Raw genomic sequence first — 22,814 nt, 5'->3', positions numbered from 1 at the left:
TTATCACCACCTACTTATCTTTTATTTTACGCTTTTTCTTTTTTATAATAACGGGTACTTCATCAATAGTAGAATTTTTTTGCCAACGATATTTAGTTAATCTCAACATCAATAGAATAGAATTTAAAACTAAAATAGTAATAATTAAAGCAAGTATTTTTTTAGAAAGAGTATATTTATTCACTGATTTTTTATTTACCTTATCAGCGTCTGCTGCACTAATCGTGAAATTTTCATCCCATTTCCAAGTTTTATCACCAGACTGAGCAACAATATGCATCGTGTAATCACCAGGAGTTATAGGGTCCATTCCCCATGGAACACCAAAATTATAATTTGAGTTAGGAGCCAAAGAACGGTCTGTTAACTCATGTTCTTTTAAAACTTCTTTTGAACCTTTTTTCGTCATTTTTGCTTCAATTTTTAATTTAGGTAAAATTTTAGGTTCAGGATTTTGAAAATTAATATTAATCATTTTCATACCATTATCTAATCCAGGTTGAATTTTTTTAAGTTTTAAATCTGCTCCTTCGTTATAAGTTGTTCTATCCTCAGATAAAATTAATCCTACTTTATAGCCATAACGATTAGAAATTCCGGCACGTTTTTTAGCATTTTCATCTTCTGCTTTCATAAACGTCAGAGCCCCTAATTTAATCCCAGAAAAATCTTCTTTTGGTGGATGAATGGTTATTTTAACTGTCTTTTCCTCAAAATTTTGTACAGTCACATGTTCCTCATCTTTAGAAACACTTACCATTGTCGTTAAAGGAACCTTTAACGACTCATCAAGAACCGGCTTTTCTTGTCCGTAATCAATAACCCCTGACGTACTAGTTACGGCATTTGTCACACCTATGTCAACTGTTACCGCTTCTTTTGCTAAACTCTTAACTTTGATGCTGATTTCTTGTTCCTTATTTGGCTCTACTGCTAAATGATAATATGTAGCATCTTTATCAATCTGATTATCTGGTATAATAGGTTCTACAGTAAAACCAATCTGTGATTGAGATTCATCGGCTGCATGAACAGTTAATAGCCCAAACTGTACGCCCATCACTAATACTCCTATAATCATTAACAGTCGTCTTATCCATCGTCTCGTTTTCATGTACGTCCTCCTGAAACATCATTCTTTTCCTTTAAAATACGAAGACTCAATCACTCCTATAAACAGAAGTGATTGAGAATCATTAATCTTTCGGCGTCAAATCTAGTGACCAAGTAATTGTTCCTTCATACTGTTCATTTGGTTTTCCAGCACTTTCAGGTACGACCAATTTCATGTCATTAATCCATGTATTATAAGATGTCGGACTTTGATTTTTATCTGTAACACTATACAATATTTGGCTTGAATTGTCTGTTGGCAACACCACTTGTCTATTCACATAATCAATACCATTGATTGGCAAATTAGCATCCGTTGTAGAAGTGATGTCAAATTGATAACGTGCTTGTTTTAAGTTATTTAGATTACTACTTGTTAACTGGCTTGCCTGTACACTCAAACTCCAAGCATCTTTTTTCTCACGATCATCTCTGATTTCCACTGATTGTTTATCCGTTGTCTGAGGTTTTAAAATTTGTGTTATATCTTTAACTGCATTTTTACTACCAAAATCATACAAATCTGGCACTTTTACTAAATGAAGTGCACTTTGACGTCCCCAAATATAGGTTCCTGCTTTTCCAGCTGTATTTTTTAAGAAGTCAGATGTTTGACCTAAATTCACATTTTTATTATCAATGTTTACCCAGTTTCCATTGTAGCCATCAGTCGTTGGAACATCATTTAGTTTAGTTGTGTTATTAGGATCAGAGAATGTTGTTGGTAAGGTGATTTCATGTAATGTATCGCCTGAAAACATTTTACTCTTATTTGAGACACTTGAAAAATCAAAATTAGATAAACTTAAAGACGAGATCTTTGTCATTCCACTAAACATTTTTGTCATATCCTTAACGTTTGACGTATCAAAATTAGATACATCTAAGTTTGATACAGTTGACACACCATCAAACATAGCATACATGCTAGTTACTTTTGATGTATTAAATGAGGAGATATCTAATTCCTCAAGAGACTCATTTGTTTGAAACATATTTTTCATCAATTGAACATTTCGCGTATCAAAAGATTTAATGTTCAATTCTTTCAAATTTACCATTGATGAAAACATTTCACTCATATTAGTAACCTGAGATGTATCAAAAGATGATAAGTCTAAAGTAGTTAAAAGTTCAACATTTCTAAACATCCTATACATATTAGTGACATTTTTTGTGTCAAATTTGTCTCCAAAAGTTAACATTGTTAGATTATCATCTTTATAAAACATACTATTCATGTCCCTCACATTAGATGTATTGAAAGTAGATATGTCTAGGTTACCTAGTTTTCTTAGCCCATAAAACATCGATGACATATCGATGACATTAGCTGTATCCAAATGATGTAATCCTTTTATATCTACAACATGATTCAATAGGTTGGAGTCCACAGGCGATGAGAATAAATAACTTGAATTTTTAGATGATTTTACTGATTTAGTGAACTCAATTGTTTTCACTGCTGAAGTACTGATAGCTTTTCCATCTGTTCTATTCCAAGGAGACTTAGTATAATCTGCCAATGTTCCACCATCTACAAACGTTAATGTTCCCGTACTTTCATCAAACTCATATGGCACATCTCCCCAAGTAAGATATTTCCCCCATGTATAAGTACCTGCATCGGTTATTCCGTTATAATTTTGTAAAAACTTATCAGTTTGACCAACTAATTTACCATTACTATTTTGCCATTGACCATTATAACCATCTTTTTTTGGTACTGGATTTAACTTAGTATTGTTTGAAGTATCAGAAAACGTACTTGGTAACGTAATTTCTTTCAGGGTATCGTTTGAAAACATTGAATTCTTTTTACCTTCAGCTATTTTAGAAAAATCAAATCCACTAAGATCTAATTTTGTTAAAGCACTCATGTTAGCAAACATTGAGACTGCGTAAGTGACATTACTAAATTTAGGTAACTGAATTTCTTCTAAAGCATTACAATTAGAAAACATAAAAGCTGTATTTGTCACTTTAGATGTATCAAAAGAAGCGATCGTTAATTTATTTAACTTCGCCATGTCAATAAACATAGCATACATCTTTGTCACAGATGATGTGTTAAATCCTGATAAATCTAAATTGGTTATACCAGACATTCCTGAAAACATGTAACTCATGTCTGTCGCATTTGATGTATTGATATTGCTTATTCCTGTAAAACTGTTTAGCTGTGTTAATTTATGGCTTCCTTTATCAGAAAATAAATAACTTGAATCAGCTGGTGTTTTAACAGATTTTGTAAACTCTATTGTTTTCACAGCTGAGGCACTAATTGCTTTGCCATCTGTTCTATTCCAAGGGGACACAGTATAATCTCCCAACGTTCCACCATCAACAAAGGTTAGTTTACCTGTTTGTTCATCAAAGGTATAAGGCACTTCTCCCCATTTCAAGACATCTTCTGCTTTTTCTCCCCATACATACGTACCAGCTTTTCCTGCCTCATTAACCAAGAAATCTTTAGTTTGTCCTAACTTTTTCGATTTATTGTTAATATTGACCCAATTACCATTATACGTATCATCCGTAGGCACATCAATTAATTTTGTTGTGTTTTTAGTATCAGAAAAGGTACTTGGTAACGTAATTTCTTTCAGGATATCGTTTAAAAACATAGAGTCTTTGTTTGTTACTTTTGTGAAATCAAAGTTCCCTAAATTTAGTTTATTAATTCCTGTCATAGAAGCAAAAGTAAAACTCGTATTTGTTACTTTTGACGTATTCATATTTGAAACATCTAGAGATTTTAAAGATTTCATACCATAGAACATACTACTTATGTCATTAACATTTTTGGTGTCAAAATTGTTAATGCTTAAAGTAGGTAAAGCACTTAACCCTGAAAACATTCCTTCCATAGTTTGAACGTTAGACGTGCTAAAATTTGTAATGTCTAAACTTGTTAAATTAGACATATCTTCAAACATTCGATTCATTTTTTTAACTTTAGTTGTTTTAAATGTAGCTGTATTTAAATTTAATGTTTTTAAACTTCTTGTATTACTAAACATTTCCATCATAGTCGTTACATTACTTGTATCAAAATTAGAATAATTAAGATTTAGTTCCGTTAAACTTCGATTATGATAAAACATACCATGCATAGTAGTAACTTTTCGCGTATCCATATTAGATAAATCTAACGTTTTCACATTGTATAAGCCAGAAAAAAATGAATCCATACTAGTAACATTAGAGGTGTTTAAATAATTTAAATGTTCTATAGATTGTAAATTTTCTAAATAATTTTTGTCATTAGACGACCTTGAAAATAAGTCTTTAGAGTTAACTGGAGCATTAACTGGTTTAGTAAAGACTATTTTTTTAATATCTAACGCACTTACATATCCTTTATCAGTTGTACTACGATTCCACGGAGATTCCTTAGCTTCACTGAATGTACCTGTATCGACAAAAGTTAAAACACCAGTATTTTTATCAAATTGGTAAGGAACTGTCCCCCATTTTACTACTTCAGGAACCGGTTCAGGTTTATAAGTCGTATAAGTACCAGGATGTCCACTAGATACATAATCAAGAAAAGTGGGCTTGACTTTAATTGATGATCCAACATCCTTACCAGATTCGTCGTACCAATGGGAATTTTGTAAAAATCCTGGGTCAACTGTATCTGTAACATGAACATCAAATGTTGAACCTATAGTAATCTTATTAAAGTTAGCATTTTTAAACATAGAATCTTTATCCGGCCTATTGGCTCTTAAAACAAAACTTGAAATATTTAGTTCTCTTATTTCGCTTTTTGAATTTACAAATAAGGCTTCAAACATCCATTGCATATCTGTTACCTTTGATACATTCCATGATGATAAATCAAGGGAACTTAGACTAGTCATATATGAAAACATACCATACATATTAGTTACAGAACTAACGTCTACTTTTTCAATCCCTTCAATTGATTCACAATAATACAAATAATTATTAGAATCTGCGTCTCCTGAAAATAGATATTGTGAGTTTGTAGGCGCCTTAACTGTTTGTGTAAAAACTATCTTCTTTATGGCTTCTGAATTAACTTTCCCCCCCGTTTTCCATGGAGATTGTTTATAACTACCTAGAGTTCCTCCACTAGTAAACGTTAATATACCATCAGACGAATTGAAATTCCATGACACACTACCCCATGTTCCACTTTGCGTAGCACGTGCCGCACGTGGTTGAATAGCACTTCGGGCACTAACCCTCTGGAGAGTATTATTTGAGGCATTACTCTCTGTCATTTCTTTTTCTGTTGGCTGTGTTGACTCCTCTGACAGAGTCGTACTAGTTGTATCAGTTGTTTCTTCAGTTGATGATGTATCGTCTGTGTTTTTTTGTGTGTCATACGTTTCTTGTATATTTTTTAACGTCTGCTTAATAGTATCACTTTGTGCGATACTTTCACTTGCATAAGTCTGAGATGTTTGAGAAATATTTTTCAAAATTTCTTCAGATTCTGTTGTTGGTGTTACGGCATGAACCATCAATGGACTCACCAAAGCAGACAATAAATTCGCCGTTAAGAATATCGACCATTTTTTCTTCATCCTATCCACTCCTAAGCATTTTAAATTTATATAAACAGCTCAAGGATTATGTCCATTCTATTTACATACAAAAACAAACAAACTAAGTTGTTTGCTTTTGTATGTAAACTGAGCAATAAACTATTGCTCAGTTCTCATAGATAGATTAACCTTGAGTTACGTTATCTAATGTCCAAGTTACTGTACCAGTATATAAAGCATTAGGTGTTCCAACGTTTGCAGGAACATATAAAGATACATCAGTAATTTGAGCACCAACTTCTTTGCTTCCTAATGCTGAGGCATCTTTTGTATTTAACACTTTTTGAGTTTGTCCAGCGCCTAATTTAGATACTGAAGATACACCAAATGCGTCATTTGAGAATGCTTTTCCATCCGCAGTTGTATCAGCAAATGACATGCCATTAGATGTAAACGAGATATTTGCTCCTGTTAATTTGTCAGTTGATTTATCTTGGTCCATGTTGACAATTTCAGAAGCTGTTGCGTTTACTTCCCATGTTCCTTTTTGTTCAGCTCTCAAATCATTTACTGCTAAATATTGAGGAGCTTGTGAATTAGCATTGTGTGTTTTGATAATTTGTGGTTGATCGATAACACGGTTTGATTGGCCAAAGTCAAATGCTGTAGGAATTCTTGATAAACCAATTGTTCCTGGTTCAACTGGATCTACTGTTGAGTCATTTTCAAAACCAATACGAACATCAGTATTTCCTTTTTGACCATCCATACTAATACTACTTGCTGAAACACTTAATCCTGCACCTAAAGCAATTAAAGCTAGTGCTGAACTTGTAATAATTTTTTTCATAACTATCCTTCTCCTTTATAACACGTTTTTCTCCCTAATCAATAAGAAGATTAACTTAATTATAGTAAATTAATCATATTCTATCAATATATAAACTTTTATAAATTTTAATAATATTATTTAAATGAACAAGAATAATTAAAGAACATTATCTATATATCTTTAAAAATTTTCTGTAATAGTAAAACTAAATATTTATTTGGCAACTATCTATAACTCCTCATCTAAATATTCGTTTAAAAAATTAACGATATTTTTATTCGTTTATTTATTACAAAAACAGTCGTTTAAAAAACATTATAGTTAAATTCATCCACCTTATTTTTCTAAATTATTTTACTTTCTTTTAACAAAAAAAACATAATCATCTTAATTATTCATATTTTGTACTTAATTTATTTTTTTATATTATTATTTTAGTGTAATTATTTTTTTTAAAATTAGTGAGTTAATTAATTTTATTTTATCTTTTTTGTTTAAAAAAAGAGCTTAATATAATTAATAACATTCAGTCTTTAGATGGATAAAAACAACACAAATTTTCTCAAAAATTACAAAATAGTTAATTTCATAAAAAGAAAGGTAATTTAATGACTAAAACAAAAGGCCTTACAACATTTGATTTTAAAATAATCAGTATTATTTTCATGTTTATTAAACCTCTTCATCAAATACCTTACTAGACAGATGTTCTAGAATGGGTGGCATGATGTAGTAGACATGTTGCGGCATTATTTTTTAGTCGATTTCCTTGGGTTTACACGTGAAATAAATCAAAATACTTAGGACAGTTGCTTATCGGATTATAGGTTATAACTTTAGGTATGATTCTTATAACATACGTTTTCTCAATTGGAGATATGGCACTTCAAAATAATATCTCCAATAATCTATTTTTAGTTTTTCTAGCAATATATGAGATTGATATGTTAAATCAATTTAAGCAAACAAAAAGCATATCAACCTTATTACTAGGATTATTTTGTTATCTTATCACTGATTACAGTTGTACCCACCAATGTAGCACGTTTTATTTTTCTTATCTTTTCTGGTATGACCACAGAAAGCGACATGATGATTTTTTCATTAATTTCCATCTTCTTTTTTAATGACCAAAAATAATGTGCAAAAAGGACGCAGCATGAAATCATTTTTCTATGTTTTTTACCCAGCACACATTTGGATTTTATTTATTATTTCTGCCATTATTTATCAACATTTCGGTTAAAATAAACGCCTTGAATTAAATATTCAAGGCGTTTTTCTTATTTATCGTATTGATTCAGCCAATCAATTAATAACGTTTTATATTTTATTTCTTCGTCCACTAAAGACAAATGACGACTATGTTGAAATAATTCCCATCTGGCATGAGGTATTTCATCATACATCGTCTTGGCTATTAGAGGTGTACTTAAATCATCTGCTCCACTAATAATCAACGTTGGTGTTAAAATATGTTTCAACTCACTGGTATAATCAAATGTTGATAGTGTTCCCATTGGAAAAAATTCATTTGGTCCCCAAGCATGTAAATAGGCTTGCTCCCCTCGTTTTTTAGGGCGTCTTAAAGGCTCTGGAGAGTTTTCACTTGGCGCATCTCCTGCATGACGTAGCATAAATGTTTCATTGGCTTTTAAATAATCAGGATGAGAAAAGTCATTCGTTTTTTCTGCCTTTTCAATGGCCTTTTGATCTGCTAAACTCATCATGTTAATCAAACGATGTTGTTCTTCTTTCCATAATTTAGCTGAAGATAACGTACTTGATAAAATAATACTTTCAACACCTTCAGGCGATTTGTCACACATATATTTAATGAGTAACATTCCTCCCCATGATTGTCCTAAGATATGTATTTTATCTAATTTTAAGTATTCTCTAAGAGCAATTAATTCCTCTAACCATGTGTCAGCTATCCATAATTCTGGGTTATCAGGCATAGATGATAAGCCACAACCTAATTGGTCATACATAATGACTTGTCTGTTATCTAAAGATAAATCATCTAATAATTCAAAATAATTATGTGTTGATCCTGGCCCTCCATGTAATAACAACAAAGGTGTTTTATCAGAAGGCTCTCCCACAATTCGGTAATAGGTTTGATACTCTAAAAATGGCATATACCCTTCTTTTACTATCATATATTCCCAACTTTCTTACATAGTTTATTATTTTCTGATAAATGTCACTCTGGATAAATAATTAAAAAATACAGTATTCTTTTTTTGAACCCAATCCTTTATGATGATAACACTTAGGCCAATCCACACAATCAATGTTATGAAAAAAAACAATAATTGAAAGAAAATAACAGATGTTCTATCAGAATAAAAACTATCTATACTTTGTACTGTATGACTGACAATCGAAGGGGCATAAATCAAAATAAAACGATATATGAGAGATTGAAGTCGTTTATTATCTGGTAATAACAATTTTAACTTAATAATTTTCCCTCCAATAGTGGTTTTACTTCCCATAAATGGTAAAACAATCATAAATATCCCCCCCATAACTAACTGTGAAAGGTAAGTATAATTTCCCTGAAACAAAAATATTGAAATAACAGATCCAACTAATTGTGATGCCATAATAGTCAATATCACTTCCAGTAATTGGGAACCATAGGATGCCACTTTATCCGAAGAATAAACCTCATCCTTTTGATGTAGTTGATCACGACTAGGGATAAAGAACAGGAATATTGGTGCTAAGAAAAAACCAATCATCCCTCCTAATGTATTCATCATTAAGTCATCTACATCAAACAAACGATATGGATAAGTGTAATATCCAAATAAAGCTGTTAATTGAGAGACTTCAAAAAATAATGTGACTCCAAATATAATTGGCAAAGCGATATACCATTTTTTAGCTTTTTTAAAAAAGAATCTTAAATAGACACCCAATGGAAATAATAAAGCCACATTAAATAGTACTTGTAAAAAAATAAAAGACTTTAATAGTTTAGGATATGTTTTTAGTTGATAAGGATTAAATCCTGGGATTGTGTTAAAATCACTTAAAAAGTTAAATGGTTTAAGCTGTATATAGATATGATGTTTAAATTCAATATCATTTCTATTTTTAGGCAATGGTAAACTGACTAAAAAGAATGCGGTTAAGCAATAGTAAATAAAACTAAAAAATACTAAATTTCGCCAAATATTAAAATATCCATATTTTCGGTACTGATAAATTGTCCATGGTACTGTACCGAGAAATGATAATACAGTAAACCAAATAAATGCTGTGGATAGTGGTATAGCATAGGATGGCATAAAAGTTCCTTCTTTCTATCGTAGATTTCTCTTCTACCCACTATACTATCATTCACACCATAAAAAAACCGAAGAAAAAAATTTCTCCGGTTAATTCATTATTTTTTATCAATTACTCTATATAAATCAACTATCTCTTTGGCCAAATCTGTAAAAGTAATCCCTGTCATCAAATGATCTTGACTATGAATCGTTAGAAGTGTTATTTCTGTTGAATTGCCCTGTGCCTCTTTTGTTAACATCTCTGTTTGAGACTGATGTGCCTTTATTAGAGACTCTTTAGCGTCATTTAAGCTTTGTTCAGCTGATTCAAAATCATATTCTTTTGCAGCCTGTATGGCCTCCATTGCATGGCTTTTAGCATCTCCGCTATGCATAATTAATCCCATCATTACTTGTAAACTTTTTTCATCCATTTTCCATCACCATCATCCATTTGTTATTTGTGACAATTAAAACTAGACTATAATGTTAACTCCTATTCTAGTCTAGTTTTTCTTATCTTGTCAACACGGCTAAGTGAGAATACTCACATTATAATGAAGTAATAAAAGTAATAAACCCCAATACAACACCAAATAAATTTGGGATCACGAGGATGATGTCTTTCTTAGGTTCTTTTGTCAAACCATATAAAACCCAAATAAAACAAGATATCGCCGCAACTAATGGTTGCCACGGCTGGCTTTTCACCCCTTGAAGATTGGAAATAATTTGAGGTATATAAGCAATAAATACCACAATACCAAATAAGGCACCTACAGACCCAATAAACTGATTAAAATGTTTCATATTTTTTAAATTCGATTGCTTTTTATCCATATTAACCACTACTCTCCATTAATTACATTGAATGACGTTTACTTTTAATCAATAAAGTGTTTAATTAAACATTACAACTATATGGTTTATTATACCATATTGTGCCATAAGTATTAATTTTTAACTTAAAGTACACTATCCTTTATTTTTTCGTCACGTTGGATTAGACTAGAAACAATTTCATTAGTACATAACATTCAATCAATAAAATGTTTTTTATTTATATAAATTATAACTAATTAATCATCATTAGATTAAATGTTCACAATATCATTTTAGGAGGTTTTTTTTTATGAAATTAGAAAATAAAGTTGCTTTAATTACTGGTGGAGCCATGGGAATGGGTAAAGAACATGCCCTTACATTTATTAAAGAAGGAGCAATTGTTTATATTGCGGATATTAATGATGACGCAGGCCATCAAGCTGAAAGTGAGTTAGGTACTCAGGCGAATTTTATTCACTTAGATGTCACAAAAGAACAATCTTGGATAGACGCGATAAATATCATTGAAAAAAAACATCATAAATTAGATGTTTTAGTCAATAATGCGGGCATTAGTAAATTTAATAGTTTGGAAAAAACATCTGTCGAAGACTATATGCAAGTGATTAATATTAACCAATTATCTGTATTTTTAGGAATGAAAGTCGCTATACCTTTACTTGAAAAAAGTGATTCTGCATCAATTATCAATATATCATCTATCGAAGGTTTAAGAGGTAGCACTGGTGGATATGGCTATGTTAGTTCGAAATTTGCAGTTAGAGGATTAACAAAATGTGCTGCTCTAGAATTTGCTGATAAAAATATTCGTGTAAATTCTGTTCATCCTGGTGGTGTTATGACACCAATGGTATCACAAGCAACAGGTGAAATGAAAAATAGTATTGAAAAATTTAAAAATACCATACCTCTAAAACGAATGGCTGAACCTGAAGAGATTTCTCAATTAGTTCTCTTTTTAGCTTCTGATGATTCTTCCTATTCAACAGGAAGTGAGTTCATTGTTGATGGTGGTATATTAGCTTAAAAGCATTAAAAACCCTATTTATTGAGATACTAATCTTATCTTAATAAATAGAGTTTTTGCTTAATTATCATTTTAAGGAGTTAGAATCACCATTATTTTTAGCTAAAATTGGATCGGTTTATTTCACATTACTTGTTTTATTAACAACTTTTTGATCTTGATTCTTTTGATTAAAACTATCCAATGTTTCATTTGGATCAAATTGAGTCTTTATTGGCATACCCATTGGATCTTGATAGTGTGATAAAATTTCTGTTGGAATATTAGACAATGCTTTTTTAGGTTTGTCAAAGCCTTCTATTTCCCATGTGAATGGTGCAAATTGGTTATCTTTATCTACCCAATCATGACGTTTAGAGGCTTGGTAAATACCAAACGCAAGTAATAATACAATCGCAAGTAACACTAAAATGGTCACAACATACACTGTACCAGAACCAACTTCTTTTTTAACTTGAGCTGGTGGGTAAAGTGATAACGCAATACCAAAGACACATGCTGCTAACCCAATAATAGACACTAACCAAGCTCCTACTTTTCCACCAGGCACAGTGAATGTTCTCGGACGATTTGGTTGCGTGTAACGTAAACGTAAGAATGAGACAAACATCAACACATAATATAACATGTAAAGAATGGTGACAGTTTGAGTAATCATAACAAAGAATCCTTCAACGTTTGGTAAAAGTTTAACGACAAATGCAATAGCCGTTACACAGATAGCTTGTAAATAAAGCATTTTTGATGGCATACCATGTTTGTTGTTACTTTGTAATTGTTTTGGTAAAAAACCACTACGTCCAGCTTGACCTAACATAAATGATGGACCAGCTAAGTTGGTAATCCACATAGCAAGTGTCGCAAAGAATCCAACATAGACAAAGATCATATACATCCAAGGCGCCCCAATCGTCGCACCTAATTCGTGATATAAAGAATATAGTGCATAGATAATATTAATATTTTTTTCTGGAATAACAATCGCAATAATCAATGTTCCGACAACAAACACTAAAAAGGCTATTAACCCTGCAACTAGCATGGCAATTGGAAATTGTTTTTTAGGATTTTTTAGTTGTTTAATATGAGCGGCATTTAAATCAATCCCTGCATATGAGAAAAATACCCCTGCTGCAAGTGCTAAGGTACTCATACCATGCCATTTAGGAACAAGTCCACTTGGTTCTAGTTTGATAGCTGGCGTGTGTCCTTGCGCTAACCAAACAATCGCTAAAATCACAATCGTTGCTAAAGGAATAATCGTCCCAATTGTGACACCGTATTTAGAAATGTTAGAAAACGTCTTAGCTCCACGAGTAGCTAACCAGGTTACTAGCCAAAATACAGCTAAAAACAAACACATAATAATTAATTCATGAGACGGATTTTTGGCAAATTTTACAGCCCAATCATAATTAGGCGTAAAAAATCCAATCGTTGCTGCAAAGTTAGGCATCCCTGCTCCGAGGTTAAACGTCGTTTGGAACCATAGAATCAGCAAACATGTAAATGCCCAGCCTTTCCCCATACCTTCACCAACCCAACGGAAAATACCGCCACGCTCAGACCAACCACCCGCAAGTTCGGCTGCTACAAGAGCTGTTGGAACAAAGAATACAAGTGCACCAATTGCAAATAACGTCACCGACGACAATCCATAAAACGCTTGTTGGGCATCATTTCCTAGCCCAGCAACAATCGCAACATTCATCATAATCAACGCATACGTTGAAATATATCCTTGACCTTGTTTATTGGTACTTTTGGTCGTACTATCTGGTTTACTACTCATATGGATCTCCTACCTTTCTTTTACTAAATGACAGATACCGTTTTATAATAAATATTTCTCCCAGATAAATATTATCTAGGAGAAACATTCTTATAATAATAAAAATTAAATCATTGGTGTAATTGGGTTCATTGGATTCCAGAATGGCAATACTGTCGCGTCTTTGTCTAAATTAGCACGTTGAGTATCAGTTAAAAATTCTTTTCTAACCACTACTTCAAATAGATAGTCTGTCATCCATTTATCATCCATGACACAGAAACCTTTATCTCCAATAGTGTCTCCCCAACTATTTTCTACTTTCCATTTAGTTGGTTTGTCATCGACAATATTTACCCCCGCAATGACCATCGCATGAGTTGGTAAGCTTTCACGGTAGTTAAATCTCTCACCTTTTGTCATGTTAAAATCTAAGTCAAATAATTCTTTAAATTTATATAGACTATCTGACATAATGCCTTTTTGACGGTCAAAATGTTTTAACACGTCACACGCAAACCAAACTGGTTCACCTGATTTTAATTGTTTAATGGTTAATTTTTTCAATTCATCCATTTCAACATTTAAATAACGATTGGGTTTACCGTCTACCATGTTGCCAGATAATTCTACTTCAAATGTTTGATCAAACGGCATAGATTCTGTTGGGACATTGATAATAATCGCATAGTCATTTAAATCAATATCAACGTATTTTTGATACATTTCTACTGGTGTTAAATTTTGATAAGAGGTATATTTTTTATCTTTGTTTCTAAATGTAAAATTGATTGTTTCAGGTGGTGTCCCTAAAGCGATAGAAAGAATACGGTACACTTCTACTAATTGTTCATCAATAAACGATTTTATTTCATCATTTGTTTTATTTGAATTCATCATGCGACGTAACACAATCGCATCCGCACGTAATTTACGATTTAATAAAGTATTTAATTCTGTTGAATCCATACTACAGCTTGACTCGTCCATTTCATATTTTGGTACAACGCCATATTTTTCAACTAACGAAATAATTAAATTCCAATCACCACCATCTTGTTGTGGTGAGTTTAATAAGAATTGCACATCTCTACTTGATAATTCTTCGCCTGATGTGTCTAAAATATTTTGATAAAAATAGTTTGCTTTTTCTAATTTGTCATAGAAAAATAGATAATTTTGTGATAATTCAAAGTTTTCAATGTTGTATTGTTTTTCTATTTGGAATCGGATCACATTCAAACATGAAAACATCCAGCAGCGTCCACTATGACGTTGATTCGTTACTTGGTGAGTGTCCACATCAATTGAAAAGTTAAAATTATTATCATCAATTGATCGGATATTTTCTGCTGCTTTAAATAATCCATTAGTTGTCGCAGCTGTTTGGGCAACTTGATTTCCTCGGTTTGAGTTGAATTCTTTCTTCATTTCATTGATTCGTTCACTAGTAAGTGGTCTAGACATATAAAACACTCCATTCCTAAATTTATTGTTTTGTTGGTACACTTATATATAACTCCTTTTTTATGTATATCTCGCGTCATTTTTGTGAATGTCTCACAATTTTTTTATGGTAAGTTAAATAAATTTTTGTATAAAATAAGAACTGTTTATCTAAAAAGATAAACAGTTCCTTCATAATTATTTATTCATTGTTTGTGTACTATCTTTTGCCATTTCTTTTTGTACGTCAGTTAACCAGCTAGCTTTTTTCTTATTATAGATGATTAATGGGATACTAAATAGAATACCGACAAAGATTAAAACGAAGACTAAGTTTTCAATCGTATTACTCATAAAAGTTAATGTTAAAGCAAACACAATGGTTACCATCAGTAACCCTGCAAAGAAGAATCCAAGACCATTTCCTTTTTTACCTACACGGAAAGGATGTTCTGTATCAGGTGATTTTCTTCTCATCGCAATGAATCCTAAAGCCATTAATGTATAAGCTAAACAATAGATCATTGTTCCACTATTTGTGATAATAACGAATACTTTGTTAATTCCAGGGATAATAACATAAGCACCTGACAAAATAGTAATCGCAATAGCTTGCACAAATAATAAGGTATTTGATGAGTTAAATTTATTTGTTCTCCAGAATTTGAATTTTTCTGGGAAGTCCCCTTCTCTTGCACTTGCAGTGATTGTTTTTTGAGCACTAATGAACCATGTAGACATATTAGTCAATACACTCACAATAGAAAGTAAACAGAAGATTTGGACAACAAAATATGGTAATCCTAAACGATCGGCAAACAATTGTAATGGTTGAGCACCATTGTTTAATTGGATTTTACCTGCTGGGATAACATTTGCTACTAAAAATGAGTTAACCAATGAGAACAATGCTAATAAGATAAGAGATGTAATAACACCTTTAGCATATTGTTGAGATGGTTTTTTCAGACGAGTAATAAACACAGAAGACATCTCTATTCCTAAGAAGATAAAGATAATCCCACTAAAGTACATTCCAGAACCACTTGTGAACGATTTAGGAACTAATTTTGACCATGAGAATGTTCCTAAAATGCTATCTGGGTTTAAACCAATTTTTATAAAGGTAAACACACCAAGTATAAATAACATCACGACAGGAATATACAAACCTAACCAAATACCGAATTTACCATTTACTTTTGCCATGTCGAATTTTAAATTCAACAGTGTCATACACCAAACTAATCCTAAAATAACCGCCAATGTAAACATCGAATTCTCGATTAAACTTTCTTTCTTCAACAGTAGCGCAACCATTGGCGCAAACCCAGTTCCTACTACAACCATAGAAGGGAACATCGCTGCCCAAATGAGCCAAGAGGTCACAAATCCCCACTTAGGTCCCAGGGTGTTTTTAACCCATAACTCTGGACCACCTTGGCCAGGAAATGTTGTCCCAAACTCTCCAGATATTAAAGCGATTGGTAAAGCAAATCCAATCACGGCAATACCCATGAATAAAAACATGTTCCATCCTGTTGCCGTCAATGTTGAATAATATGGACCTGCTACAAGAGAGAATGTTAACCCAATAAATGTTGCTAATGTTATTTTTGATAAAGCACCTTTTTTACTTGCAGTGTTAGTAGCTTGCGTTTTACTTGCTACTGGTTTAACACTTGCTGATACAGGTGCTTTACTACCACTTTTGTTTTCCATAATACGTTCTCCTCACTTATTTTTATACGTCTTTGGTTATATCAAAGGTGAGTTTAGATAAGGCTAGCCCTTTCTTAACCAATTCGCCGATATGAGTCATGGTTAAATGATTCATTTCTTCTATATTTTGTTTGTTTTGTTTTGTTAAAAAGTCTGTTACATCCCCAGATTGCATCGCTTTATACGCTCGATCTGTTTCTAATACCATGTGATTTGCTAACTGTCTAGCAGCACTTAGGTAATCAAAGTTAACTGTTTTTAGTACGTCATAATCTCGTTCTACTAACACAGCGAGTGTCCGATGCATCCAGTAAGCTTGGTTGATATCATAAGTCATACTTGTATTGTTGTAAGATGGTGCAGTATCGTTACTATTTGCGTAGAACGGCACATACGGATTGAAGGCTGTTGGACCACTATTAATCCAAGTAATCGCTGCAATCTCTTCTGGCACATCATTTCTAATTTCTAAGATGTGTGATTGAGAGGTACGATTCATTGAAATCGGTCTAAATAATTTTCTAGACGTATCATCTGTTGAATTAAATGGGTCATAAATGGTTTCATCATAGTGAGAACTTAATACAGCGCCCACATCTTCATAGCTCAATTTACGATTTGGTTTAAATACAAATGGCATATCACTACTTCTTGGGTCTTCTACTTTATGACCTAAATAATTTTGACCGTACCATACACGTGGTGTGTTGTATTCTCTATCTTCTTTTGAGCTTGTACCAAAAATATGACGGAAGTTAAATCCTTCATAGTCGGGATTTAAATGATAGGTTTCAACAAATTCTCTTAATCCTTCTGAATACATAAAGTTTTCTGGGTCATTGAAATCAACTTCTTCAATAATCGATTGGTTAGCAATCACTGCACAGCAATCATCTGGCACGCGTTGAGCGATCCAGTGATGACCACATGGAATTTCCATATACCAAATCTCATTTTTATCACTGAAGATAACGCCGTTTCCTTCATGAGAACCATATTCTTCAATAAGTTTTCCGAGATAAGTAACGCCTTCTCTAGCAGAAGAAATATAAGGTAATACCACACTAACTAATGAGTCTTCACCAAGACCATCTGTTAAAGGATCAATTGCTAAAACTTGTGTGTTACTAAAGATACTTTCAGTCGCACTCATTGCCACATTTTTTGAGTTGATACCAGATTCACCAAAGATGCCATATTTTTTATATTGAATGTAAGGTACCATTTGGTATCTTAGTGATTTCTTTGGATAATTTTCCTTAAAATGAGTTAAATAAGATTTATACACACCTTCAGTCACATCATTTTCAGGAACCACAATAAATTTTACTGGTTCAATAACAATCTCAGCGTCACAATTTCTTGCGATTAATGTTGCGCCATTCTTGGTTGCTTTCTTTCCTACTACGACAGTTGTACACATATTATTCCCTCTTCCTTCATTTCCGTATTTTTAAAGTTAGAAAGGATAATCCTAAAAGATTATCCTCTCTAGCGACTTACTAAACGTCTTTAGTAATATCAAATGTCAGTTTAGATAATCCCAAACCTTTTTGGACCAAATCACCTATATGTTTCATAGCTAATTCGTTCATTTGGTCAATATTTTTATTATTTTGTTCAGTTAAGAACTCTTCAATATTTTTAATATTGCCTTCTTTAACAGCTTTATCTGTTTCTAAGACAAGATGTTTTGCTAATGTTTTAGCAGCTGTTAAATAGTCAAAGTTTACAGAAGATAATTTGTTGTAATCACGTTCCACTAATACTGCTAACGTACGATACATCCAATAGGCTTGGTTAATATCATAGCTATCTGTCGTATCACGGTAGCTTTTGGGTGTATCTAGACTATTAGCGAAGAATGGCACATATGGGTTAAAGGCTGTTGGAGCACTATTTAACCAAATGATTCCAGCAATTTCTTCAGGTACGTTGTTTCTGATTTCTAAAATATGAGATTCAGCCGTACGGTTCATAGAGATTGGTCTAAATATATTGCGATTTACATCGCTCTCAGGATTAAATGGATCATAGATTGTTTCATCAAAGTGTGAACTTAGTACAGCAGCCACATCATTGACTGTCAGTAAACGATTTGGTTTAAAGACAAACGGCATATCACTACTTCTAGGATCTTCTATTTTATGACCTAAGTAGTTTTGACCATACCACACGCGAGCAGTATTGTATTGTCTATCTTCTTTAGTACTGGTTCCAAAGATATGACGGAAATTAAATCCTTCATAATCTGGATTAAGTTGATATTCATCGACAAATTCACAAATGCCTTCAGAGTACATAAAGTTTTCTGGGTCGTTGAAATCTATTTCTTCAATGATGGATTGATTGGCAATCACTGCACAACAATCATCAGGGACACGTTGTGCTACCCAGTGATGTCCACATGGGATTTCCATATACCACACTTCATCTTTGTCACTAAAAATGACACCATTTCCTTCATGAGAACCATGCTCTTTAATGAGTTGGCCTAAATAAGTTACACCATCTCTTGCTGATTCAATGTATGGTAAGACCATATTAAGTAAAGAATCTTCACCTAAACCTGCTGAGGTTAATGGATCAATCGCTAAAACATCCGTATTTGAGAAAATACTTTCTGTTGAGCTCATGGCCACATTTTTTGAGTTAATTCCAGCTTCACCAAAAATACCAAGTTTACTTTCATCCAAAAATGGCACCATTGTATATTTCAATGATTTGTTTGGGTATTTTTCAGTAAATTTCGTCATATTACTTTTATAAGTGCCATTCACATGAGCATCTTCAGCAACGGTAATAAAACGAACAGGTTGGATAGGTTCTTCAGAATCACAGTTTCTAGCAATCAATGTTGAGCCTGTTCTAGAGGCTTTTTTTCCGACGACAACGGTTGTACACATACTATTTCCTTCTTTCTATTAATAAACGCTTAGGCAATTGGATTCATAGGATTCCAAAATGGTAATTCGACAGGTTCTGTTACTAAGACTTGTTTTAAATCTTCTGTTAGATAGTCTTTTTTCACAACGACTTCAAAGACAAATTCCTCCATCCATCTGTCATCCATCACACAGTAACCTTTGTCACCAATTTTTTCTCCCCAGCTATTTTCAACTTTCCATTTAGTTGGCATATCACCCACAAGATTCACGCCACCAATTACCATAGCATGCGTTGGTAAGCTTTCTTTGTAGTTGAAACGATCACCTTTTGTCATTGAAAAATCAATATCAAACAAATCTTCAAATTTATATAAATCATGTGACATGATCCCTTTTTGACGGTCAAAATGTTTTAACACATCACAACCAAACCAAACTGGTTCACCAGCTTTTAATTGTTTAATTGTGGCTTGTTTTAACTCATCCATTTTAATGTTTAAATAACGGTTTGGTGTGCCACCTATCATGTTTCCTGATAAAGCCACTTCGTAAACTTTACCAAAAGGCATGTTTTCAGCTGGAACGTTGATTAATCCAACATAGTCCGTTACATCAATATCAATGTAGTCAGTGTATAGTTGTTGAGGTGTTAACCCTTGATAAGAAGTGTATTTTTTGTCTTTATCTCTGAATGTAAAGTCAATTGTTTTTGGTGGTGTCCCTAAAGCAATTGATAATAGTCTGTAAACTTCAGATAGACTTTTTTCGATGTAATCTTTAATAGTAGATTCTGTCGCATTATCTTTAACAAGTTGTCTTAACTCAACAGCATCACGTCGTAATTTACGATTTAACATCGTATTTAATTCAGCTGATGTGACACTACAGCTTGAGTCATTCATTTCATAAATTGGTACGACACCATATTTTTCAACTAGTGAAATGATTAAATTCCAATCCCCACCATCTTGTTGTGGTGAGTTAATTAAAAATTGGACATCACGACTAGAAATAGGTTCATTTGCTGTATTAAGAATATTTTGATAGAAGTAATTTGCTTTTTCTAATTTGTCATAGAAAAATAAGTAGTTTTGTGATAATTCAAAGTTTTCAATGTTGTATTGTTTTTCTAATTGGAAACGAATGACATTTAAACAAGCAAACATCCAGCAACGACCACTTTGATTTTGATTGGTCACTTTATGTGAGTCGATATCAATCGAAAAGTTAAAATTCGCATCATCAATTGCACGAATATTTTCAGATGCTTTAAAAATACCATTTGTTGTTGCTGCTGTTTGGGCGATTTCATTTGCTCTGTCACCTGTAAAAAGTTCTTGCATGTTATTAATTTGATCAAAAGTTAATTCGTTTGTCATAATAAAACACTCCATTCAGTTAATTTATTTTGTTGATACATGAGTTGGTGCACTTTGAGTAGTTGTTGCGACTTTGTCAGCCAATTTAGTGGTTGCTTGAGCGACTTTACCTTTTGGTGCTTGTGGTGCTGATGGTGAATCTGGTTTATTTTTGATACTTGTGTAATACATAATCAAACCAACGATGAACACACCAAGGATTAGTAATAAAACATCCATTCTAAAGTTAGTTAATAGATACATTGAGATAATCAAGGCAATAATTGGAATGGTGTCTCCTCCCTTTAAAGAGAACCCATTATTTGGAAATTGTTTTGTATGTTTAAATTTAATCACGGCTAAAATTGATGGAACATATTGGATAAATGATGCTAGCACGATTGCTGCTACTAAGAAGATATAGCTAAATGACACTAAGAAAATACTAATAATCATTGTAATAATGACAGCAATGTAAGGTGCATCGTTTTTATTTCTTTTACCAACAGCTGATGGTAATAGATTATGTTCTGTTGATAAAGATGCTGCTAAAACTGGTGTATTAAATGATACGGCAAATGCCACACCAAAAATTGAAATAATCATACCAATGACAATCAGTACATATGCCCAATGACCAATAGAAGAATTTAGTGCTTGAGCGATAGGAATATCAAATTTTGCAATACTTGGTCCTAAGATACCAATCGCTGTTGCTTGTACTAACACATAAATAATAGTCACACTAGACATAACGGCGATTAATGCTTTTGGAATATTTTTTTCTGGGTTGTTCATTTGTCCAGCTGCTACTGGGATAAATGAGAATCCAGTAAACATGTAAAATACCACACTAAATGCTTGACCAAAGTGACCAAAGAAGCTACCTGTTGTTTTCACATTTTCAGGGACAATTGGTGTAAAGTGTGCTGTTTTGATAAAGAACACACCGACAACAAGGAAGAATAATAGCGTAGCAATTTTAATAATTGAAGACACACTGTTGATTTTTTTAACAATACTGGTACCAAATAGATTAATAATACTTAATAGAACTATCACACCAATCGGAAAAGCATATTTCGCAATTGGGTTATCTAACGCCGGATACATGCTTTTTAATGTTCGATGTAAGGCAACAGATTCTGCTGTAAATGTCAGGCATCCTAAAAACCACGAAAATAATCCAATTTGAAACCCAGTAAATTTACCAAATGCATTATACGAATACAACCAAGCTGCTCCTGATCCTGAAAATCGACTTGATAAATCCGCATAACATAATGCAACCATACTTACTGTTAATGCTGCAGTAAGGAGAACCAGAATACTCATTACCCCAATATTTTTATAAATCTGTTGCGGTAATAAGAACGCTCCTGACCCGACAATTGCATTGATACCTAAAAAATAAATTGACGTAAACGTCAACTTTTTATTAGGTGTTGCTGTTTTCGCACTCATGACATATCATCTCTCCTCTTCATCCATTTCTCATGAATTCGTTTTTAATATCGTTTGTGAGTAAATCATAACTCTTTTTTTTTTCAAAAACAATCTTTGATACATTAACAATAAAAACGTCATATTATATATTATTTTTAGAGTAATTAAATACCTTTATGGATTAAAAGTTAATTATTTATGGATTATCTTTTATTTATTTGTAATCAGTTAGTGAATGTTATGTTCTAAGTAAGAATAGAATGCTTATTTTTTTTGCCTTACTAATTCTTTATTCATCATTTCATCATATATATTTTTTTCGTCAAAAAAATAACTAACTTATTTCAATATTTTGTATAAAAAGTCTTTTTATACACTAATCTCAGTATCATCAGATAATTAATTTATCATGACTTTATAAACTACTCATTGTATTGCAAATAAATAGAAAAAAATGAGGCTGACTAAAAAGCCCTAAAATAGAAAAAATACCATGAAATCCGTTAATTAAAACGTTGATTTCATGGTATTTATATGTTATTAGTCGAGTGATTT

The 22,814-nt window shown here is 32.4% G+C and carries 15 protein-coding genes; 1 reads left to right on the top strand and 14 read right to left on the bottom strand.

All coding sequences use genetic code 11. From position 1 onward, the window contains the following. Positions 1 to 10: 10 nt before the first annotated feature. The 7 genes from G314FT_RS03225 to G314FT_RS03190 all read right to left on the bottom strand — a co-directional run bounded on the left by G314FT_RS03225 (position 11) and on the right by G314FT_RS03190 (position 10,565). Positions 11 to 1,114, bottom strand: coding sequence for a WxLIP family cell surface protein (locus G314FT_RS03225; RefSeq protein WP_257702017.1), 1,104 nt, complete (start codon positions 1,112 to 1,114; stop codon positions 11 to 13). A gap of 82 nt (positions 1,115 to 1,196) precedes the next feature. Beyond that, a complete protein-coding gene (locus tag G314FT_RS03220) occupies positions 1,197 to 5,675 on the bottom strand; it encodes a BspA family leucine-rich repeat surface protein (protein WP_257702016.1) in 4,479 nt (1,492 codons plus the stop codon). Between the two features lie 145 nt (positions 5,676 to 5,820). Next, entirely contained in the window at positions 5,821 to 6,486 is a 666-nt protein-coding gene (locus G314FT_RS03215; protein WP_257702015.1) for a WxL domain-containing protein, read from the bottom strand. A gap of 1,265 nt (positions 6,487 to 7,751) precedes the next feature. Further along, positions 7,752 to 8,633, bottom strand: coding sequence for a proline iminopeptidase (gene pepI, locus G314FT_RS03205; RefSeq protein ID WP_257702014.1), 882 nt, complete (start codon positions 8,631 to 8,633; stop codon positions 7,752 to 7,754). 27 nt (positions 8,634 to 8,660) lie between these two features. Further along, positions 8,661 to 9,773, bottom strand: a complete 1,113-nt coding sequence (locus G314FT_RS03200) for a VanZ family protein (protein ID WP_257702013.1) — start codon at positions 9,771 to 9,773, stop codon at positions 8,661 to 8,663. A 98-nt stretch (positions 9,774 to 9,871) separates the two neighbouring features. After that, positions 9,872 to 10,189 (bottom strand): PTS lactose/cellobiose transporter subunit IIA, encoded by a 318-nt coding sequence (locus G314FT_RS03195; protein ID WP_257702012.1) that lies wholly within the window; start codon positions 10,187 to 10,189, stop codon positions 9,872 to 9,874. Between the two features lie 118 nt (positions 10,190 to 10,307). Next, complete coding sequence (locus tag G314FT_RS03190; protein WP_257702489.1) at positions 10,308 to 10,565, bottom strand: SWEET family sugar transporter; 258 nt, start codon at positions 10,563 to 10,565, stop codon at positions 10,308 to 10,310. A gap of 322 nt (positions 10,566 to 10,887) precedes the next feature. Between G314FT_RS03190 and G314FT_RS03185 the strand changes: the two genes are divergently transcribed. Beyond that, positions 10,888 to 11,628 carry a glucose 1-dehydrogenase gene (locus G314FT_RS03185; RefSeq protein ID WP_257702011.1) on the top strand — a complete coding sequence of 247 codons (741 nt, stop codon included), beginning with the start codon at positions 10,888 to 10,890 and terminating at the stop codon, positions 11,626 to 11,628. A gap of 118 nt (positions 11,629 to 11,746) precedes the next feature. Here the strand turns inward: G314FT_RS03185 and G314FT_RS03180 are convergent, their stop codons facing one another. From G314FT_RS03180 to G314FT_RS03150, 7 genes are all read right to left on the bottom strand, one after another. After that, positions 11,747 to 13,420 carry an APC family permease gene (locus G314FT_RS03180; RefSeq protein ID WP_257702010.1) on the bottom strand — a complete coding sequence of 558 codons (1,674 nt, stop codon included), beginning with the start codon at positions 13,418 to 13,420 and terminating at the stop codon, positions 11,747 to 11,749. A gap of 105 nt (positions 13,421 to 13,525) precedes the next feature. Then, positions 13,526 to 14,866, bottom strand: a complete 1,341-nt coding sequence (locus G314FT_RS03175) for a C1 family peptidase (RefSeq protein WP_257702009.1) — start codon at positions 14,864 to 14,866, stop codon at positions 13,526 to 13,528. 177 nt (positions 14,867 to 15,043) lie between these two features. Beyond that, positions 15,044 to 16,567 carry an APC family permease gene (locus G314FT_RS03170; RefSeq protein ID WP_257702008.1) on the bottom strand — a complete coding sequence of 508 codons (1,524 nt, stop codon included), beginning with the start codon at positions 16,565 to 16,567 and terminating at the stop codon, positions 15,044 to 15,046. 22 nt (positions 16,568 to 16,589) lie between these two features. After that, positions 16,590 to 17,990 (bottom strand): C69 family dipeptidase, encoded by a 1,401-nt coding sequence (locus G314FT_RS03165; protein WP_257702007.1) that lies wholly within the window; start codon positions 17,988 to 17,990, stop codon positions 16,590 to 16,592. A gap of 79 nt (positions 17,991 to 18,069) precedes the next feature. Then, positions 18,070 to 19,473: a C69 family dipeptidase gene (locus G314FT_RS03160; protein WP_257702006.1), complete on the bottom strand. Its 1,404-nt coding sequence runs from the start codon at positions 19,471 to 19,473 to the stop codon at positions 18,070 to 18,072. 29 nt (positions 19,474 to 19,502) lie between these two features. After that, positions 19,503 to 20,834, bottom strand: coding sequence for a C1 family peptidase (locus G314FT_RS03155; RefSeq protein WP_257702005.1), 1,332 nt, complete (start codon positions 20,832 to 20,834; stop codon positions 19,503 to 19,505). 24 nt (positions 20,835 to 20,858) lie between these two features. Further along, positions 20,859 to 22,277 (bottom strand): APC family permease, encoded by a 1,419-nt coding sequence (locus G314FT_RS03150; protein ID WP_257702004.1) that lies wholly within the window; start codon positions 22,275 to 22,277, stop codon positions 20,859 to 20,861. Between the last annotated feature and the right edge of the window lie 537 nt (positions 22,278 to 22,814).

This window comes from Vagococcus luciliae (assembly GCF_024637875.1).
GTDB lineage: Bacteria > Bacillota > Bacilli > Lactobacillales > Vagococcaceae > Vagococcus > Vagococcus luciliae.
Note: the sequence above shows the minus strand (reverse complement) of the source record. Positions and strands in the feature narration are given on the sequence as shown.

What these genes read in the sequence shown, in the direction of transcription:
- G314FT_RS03150 (WP_257702004.1), bottom strand. Translation starts at nt 22,277, where the DNA reads ATGAGTGCGAAAACAGCAACACCTAATAAAAAGTTGACGTTTACGTCA.
- G314FT_RS03180 (WP_257702010.1), bottom strand. Translation starts at nt 13,420, where the DNA reads ATGAGTAGTAAACCAGATAGTACGACCAAAAGTACCAATAAACAAGGT.
- G314FT_RS03175 (WP_257702009.1), bottom strand. Translation starts at nt 14,866, where the DNA reads ATGTCTAGACCACTTACTAGTGAACGAATCAATGAAATGAAGAAAGAA.
- G314FT_RS03225 (WP_257702017.1), bottom strand. Translation starts at nt 1,114, where the DNA reads ATGAAAACGAGACGATGGATAAGACGACTGTTAATGATTATAGGAGTA.
- G314FT_RS03155 (WP_257702005.1), bottom strand. Translation starts at nt 20,834, where the DNA reads ATGACAAACGAATTAACTTTTGATCAAATTAATAACATGCAAGAACTT.
- G314FT_RS03165 (WP_257702007.1), bottom strand. Translation starts at nt 17,990, where the DNA reads ATGTGTACAACTGTCGTAGTAGGAAAGAAAGCAACCAAGAATGGCGCA.
- G314FT_RS03160 (WP_257702006.1), bottom strand. Translation starts at nt 19,473, where the DNA reads ATGTGTACAACCGTTGTCGTCGGAAAAAAAGCCTCTAGAACAGGCTCA.
- G314FT_RS03220 (WP_257702016.1), bottom strand. Translation starts at nt 5,675, where the DNA reads ATGAAGAAAAAATGGTCGATATTCTTAACGGCGAATTTATTGTCTGCT.
- G314FT_RS03185 (WP_257702011.1), top strand. Translation starts at nt 10,888, where the DNA reads ATGAAATTAGAAAATAAAGTTGCTTTAATTACTGGTGGAGCCATGGGA.
- G314FT_RS03215 (WP_257702015.1), bottom strand. Translation starts at nt 6,486, where the DNA reads ATGAAAAAAATTATTACAAGTTCAGCACTAGCTTTAATTGCTTTAGGT.
- G314FT_RS03190 (WP_257702489.1), bottom strand. Translation starts at nt 10,565, where the DNA reads ATGAAACATTTTAATCAGTTTATTGGGTCTGTAGGTGCCTTATTTGGT.
- G314FT_RS03195 (WP_257702012.1), bottom strand. Translation starts at nt 10,189, where the DNA reads ATGGATGAAAAAAGTTTACAAGTAATGATGGGATTAATTATGCATAGC.
- G314FT_RS03200 (WP_257702013.1), bottom strand. Translation starts at nt 9,773, where the DNA reads ATGCCATCCTATGCTATACCACTATCCACAGCATTTATTTGGTTTACT.
- pepI (WP_257702014.1), bottom strand. Translation starts at nt 8,633, where the DNA reads ATGATAGTAAAAGAAGGGTATATGCCATTTTTAGAGTATCAAACCTAT.
- G314FT_RS03170 (WP_257702008.1), bottom strand. Translation starts at nt 16,567, where the DNA reads ATGGAAAACAAAAGTGGTAGTAAAGCACCTGTATCAGCAAGTGTTAAA.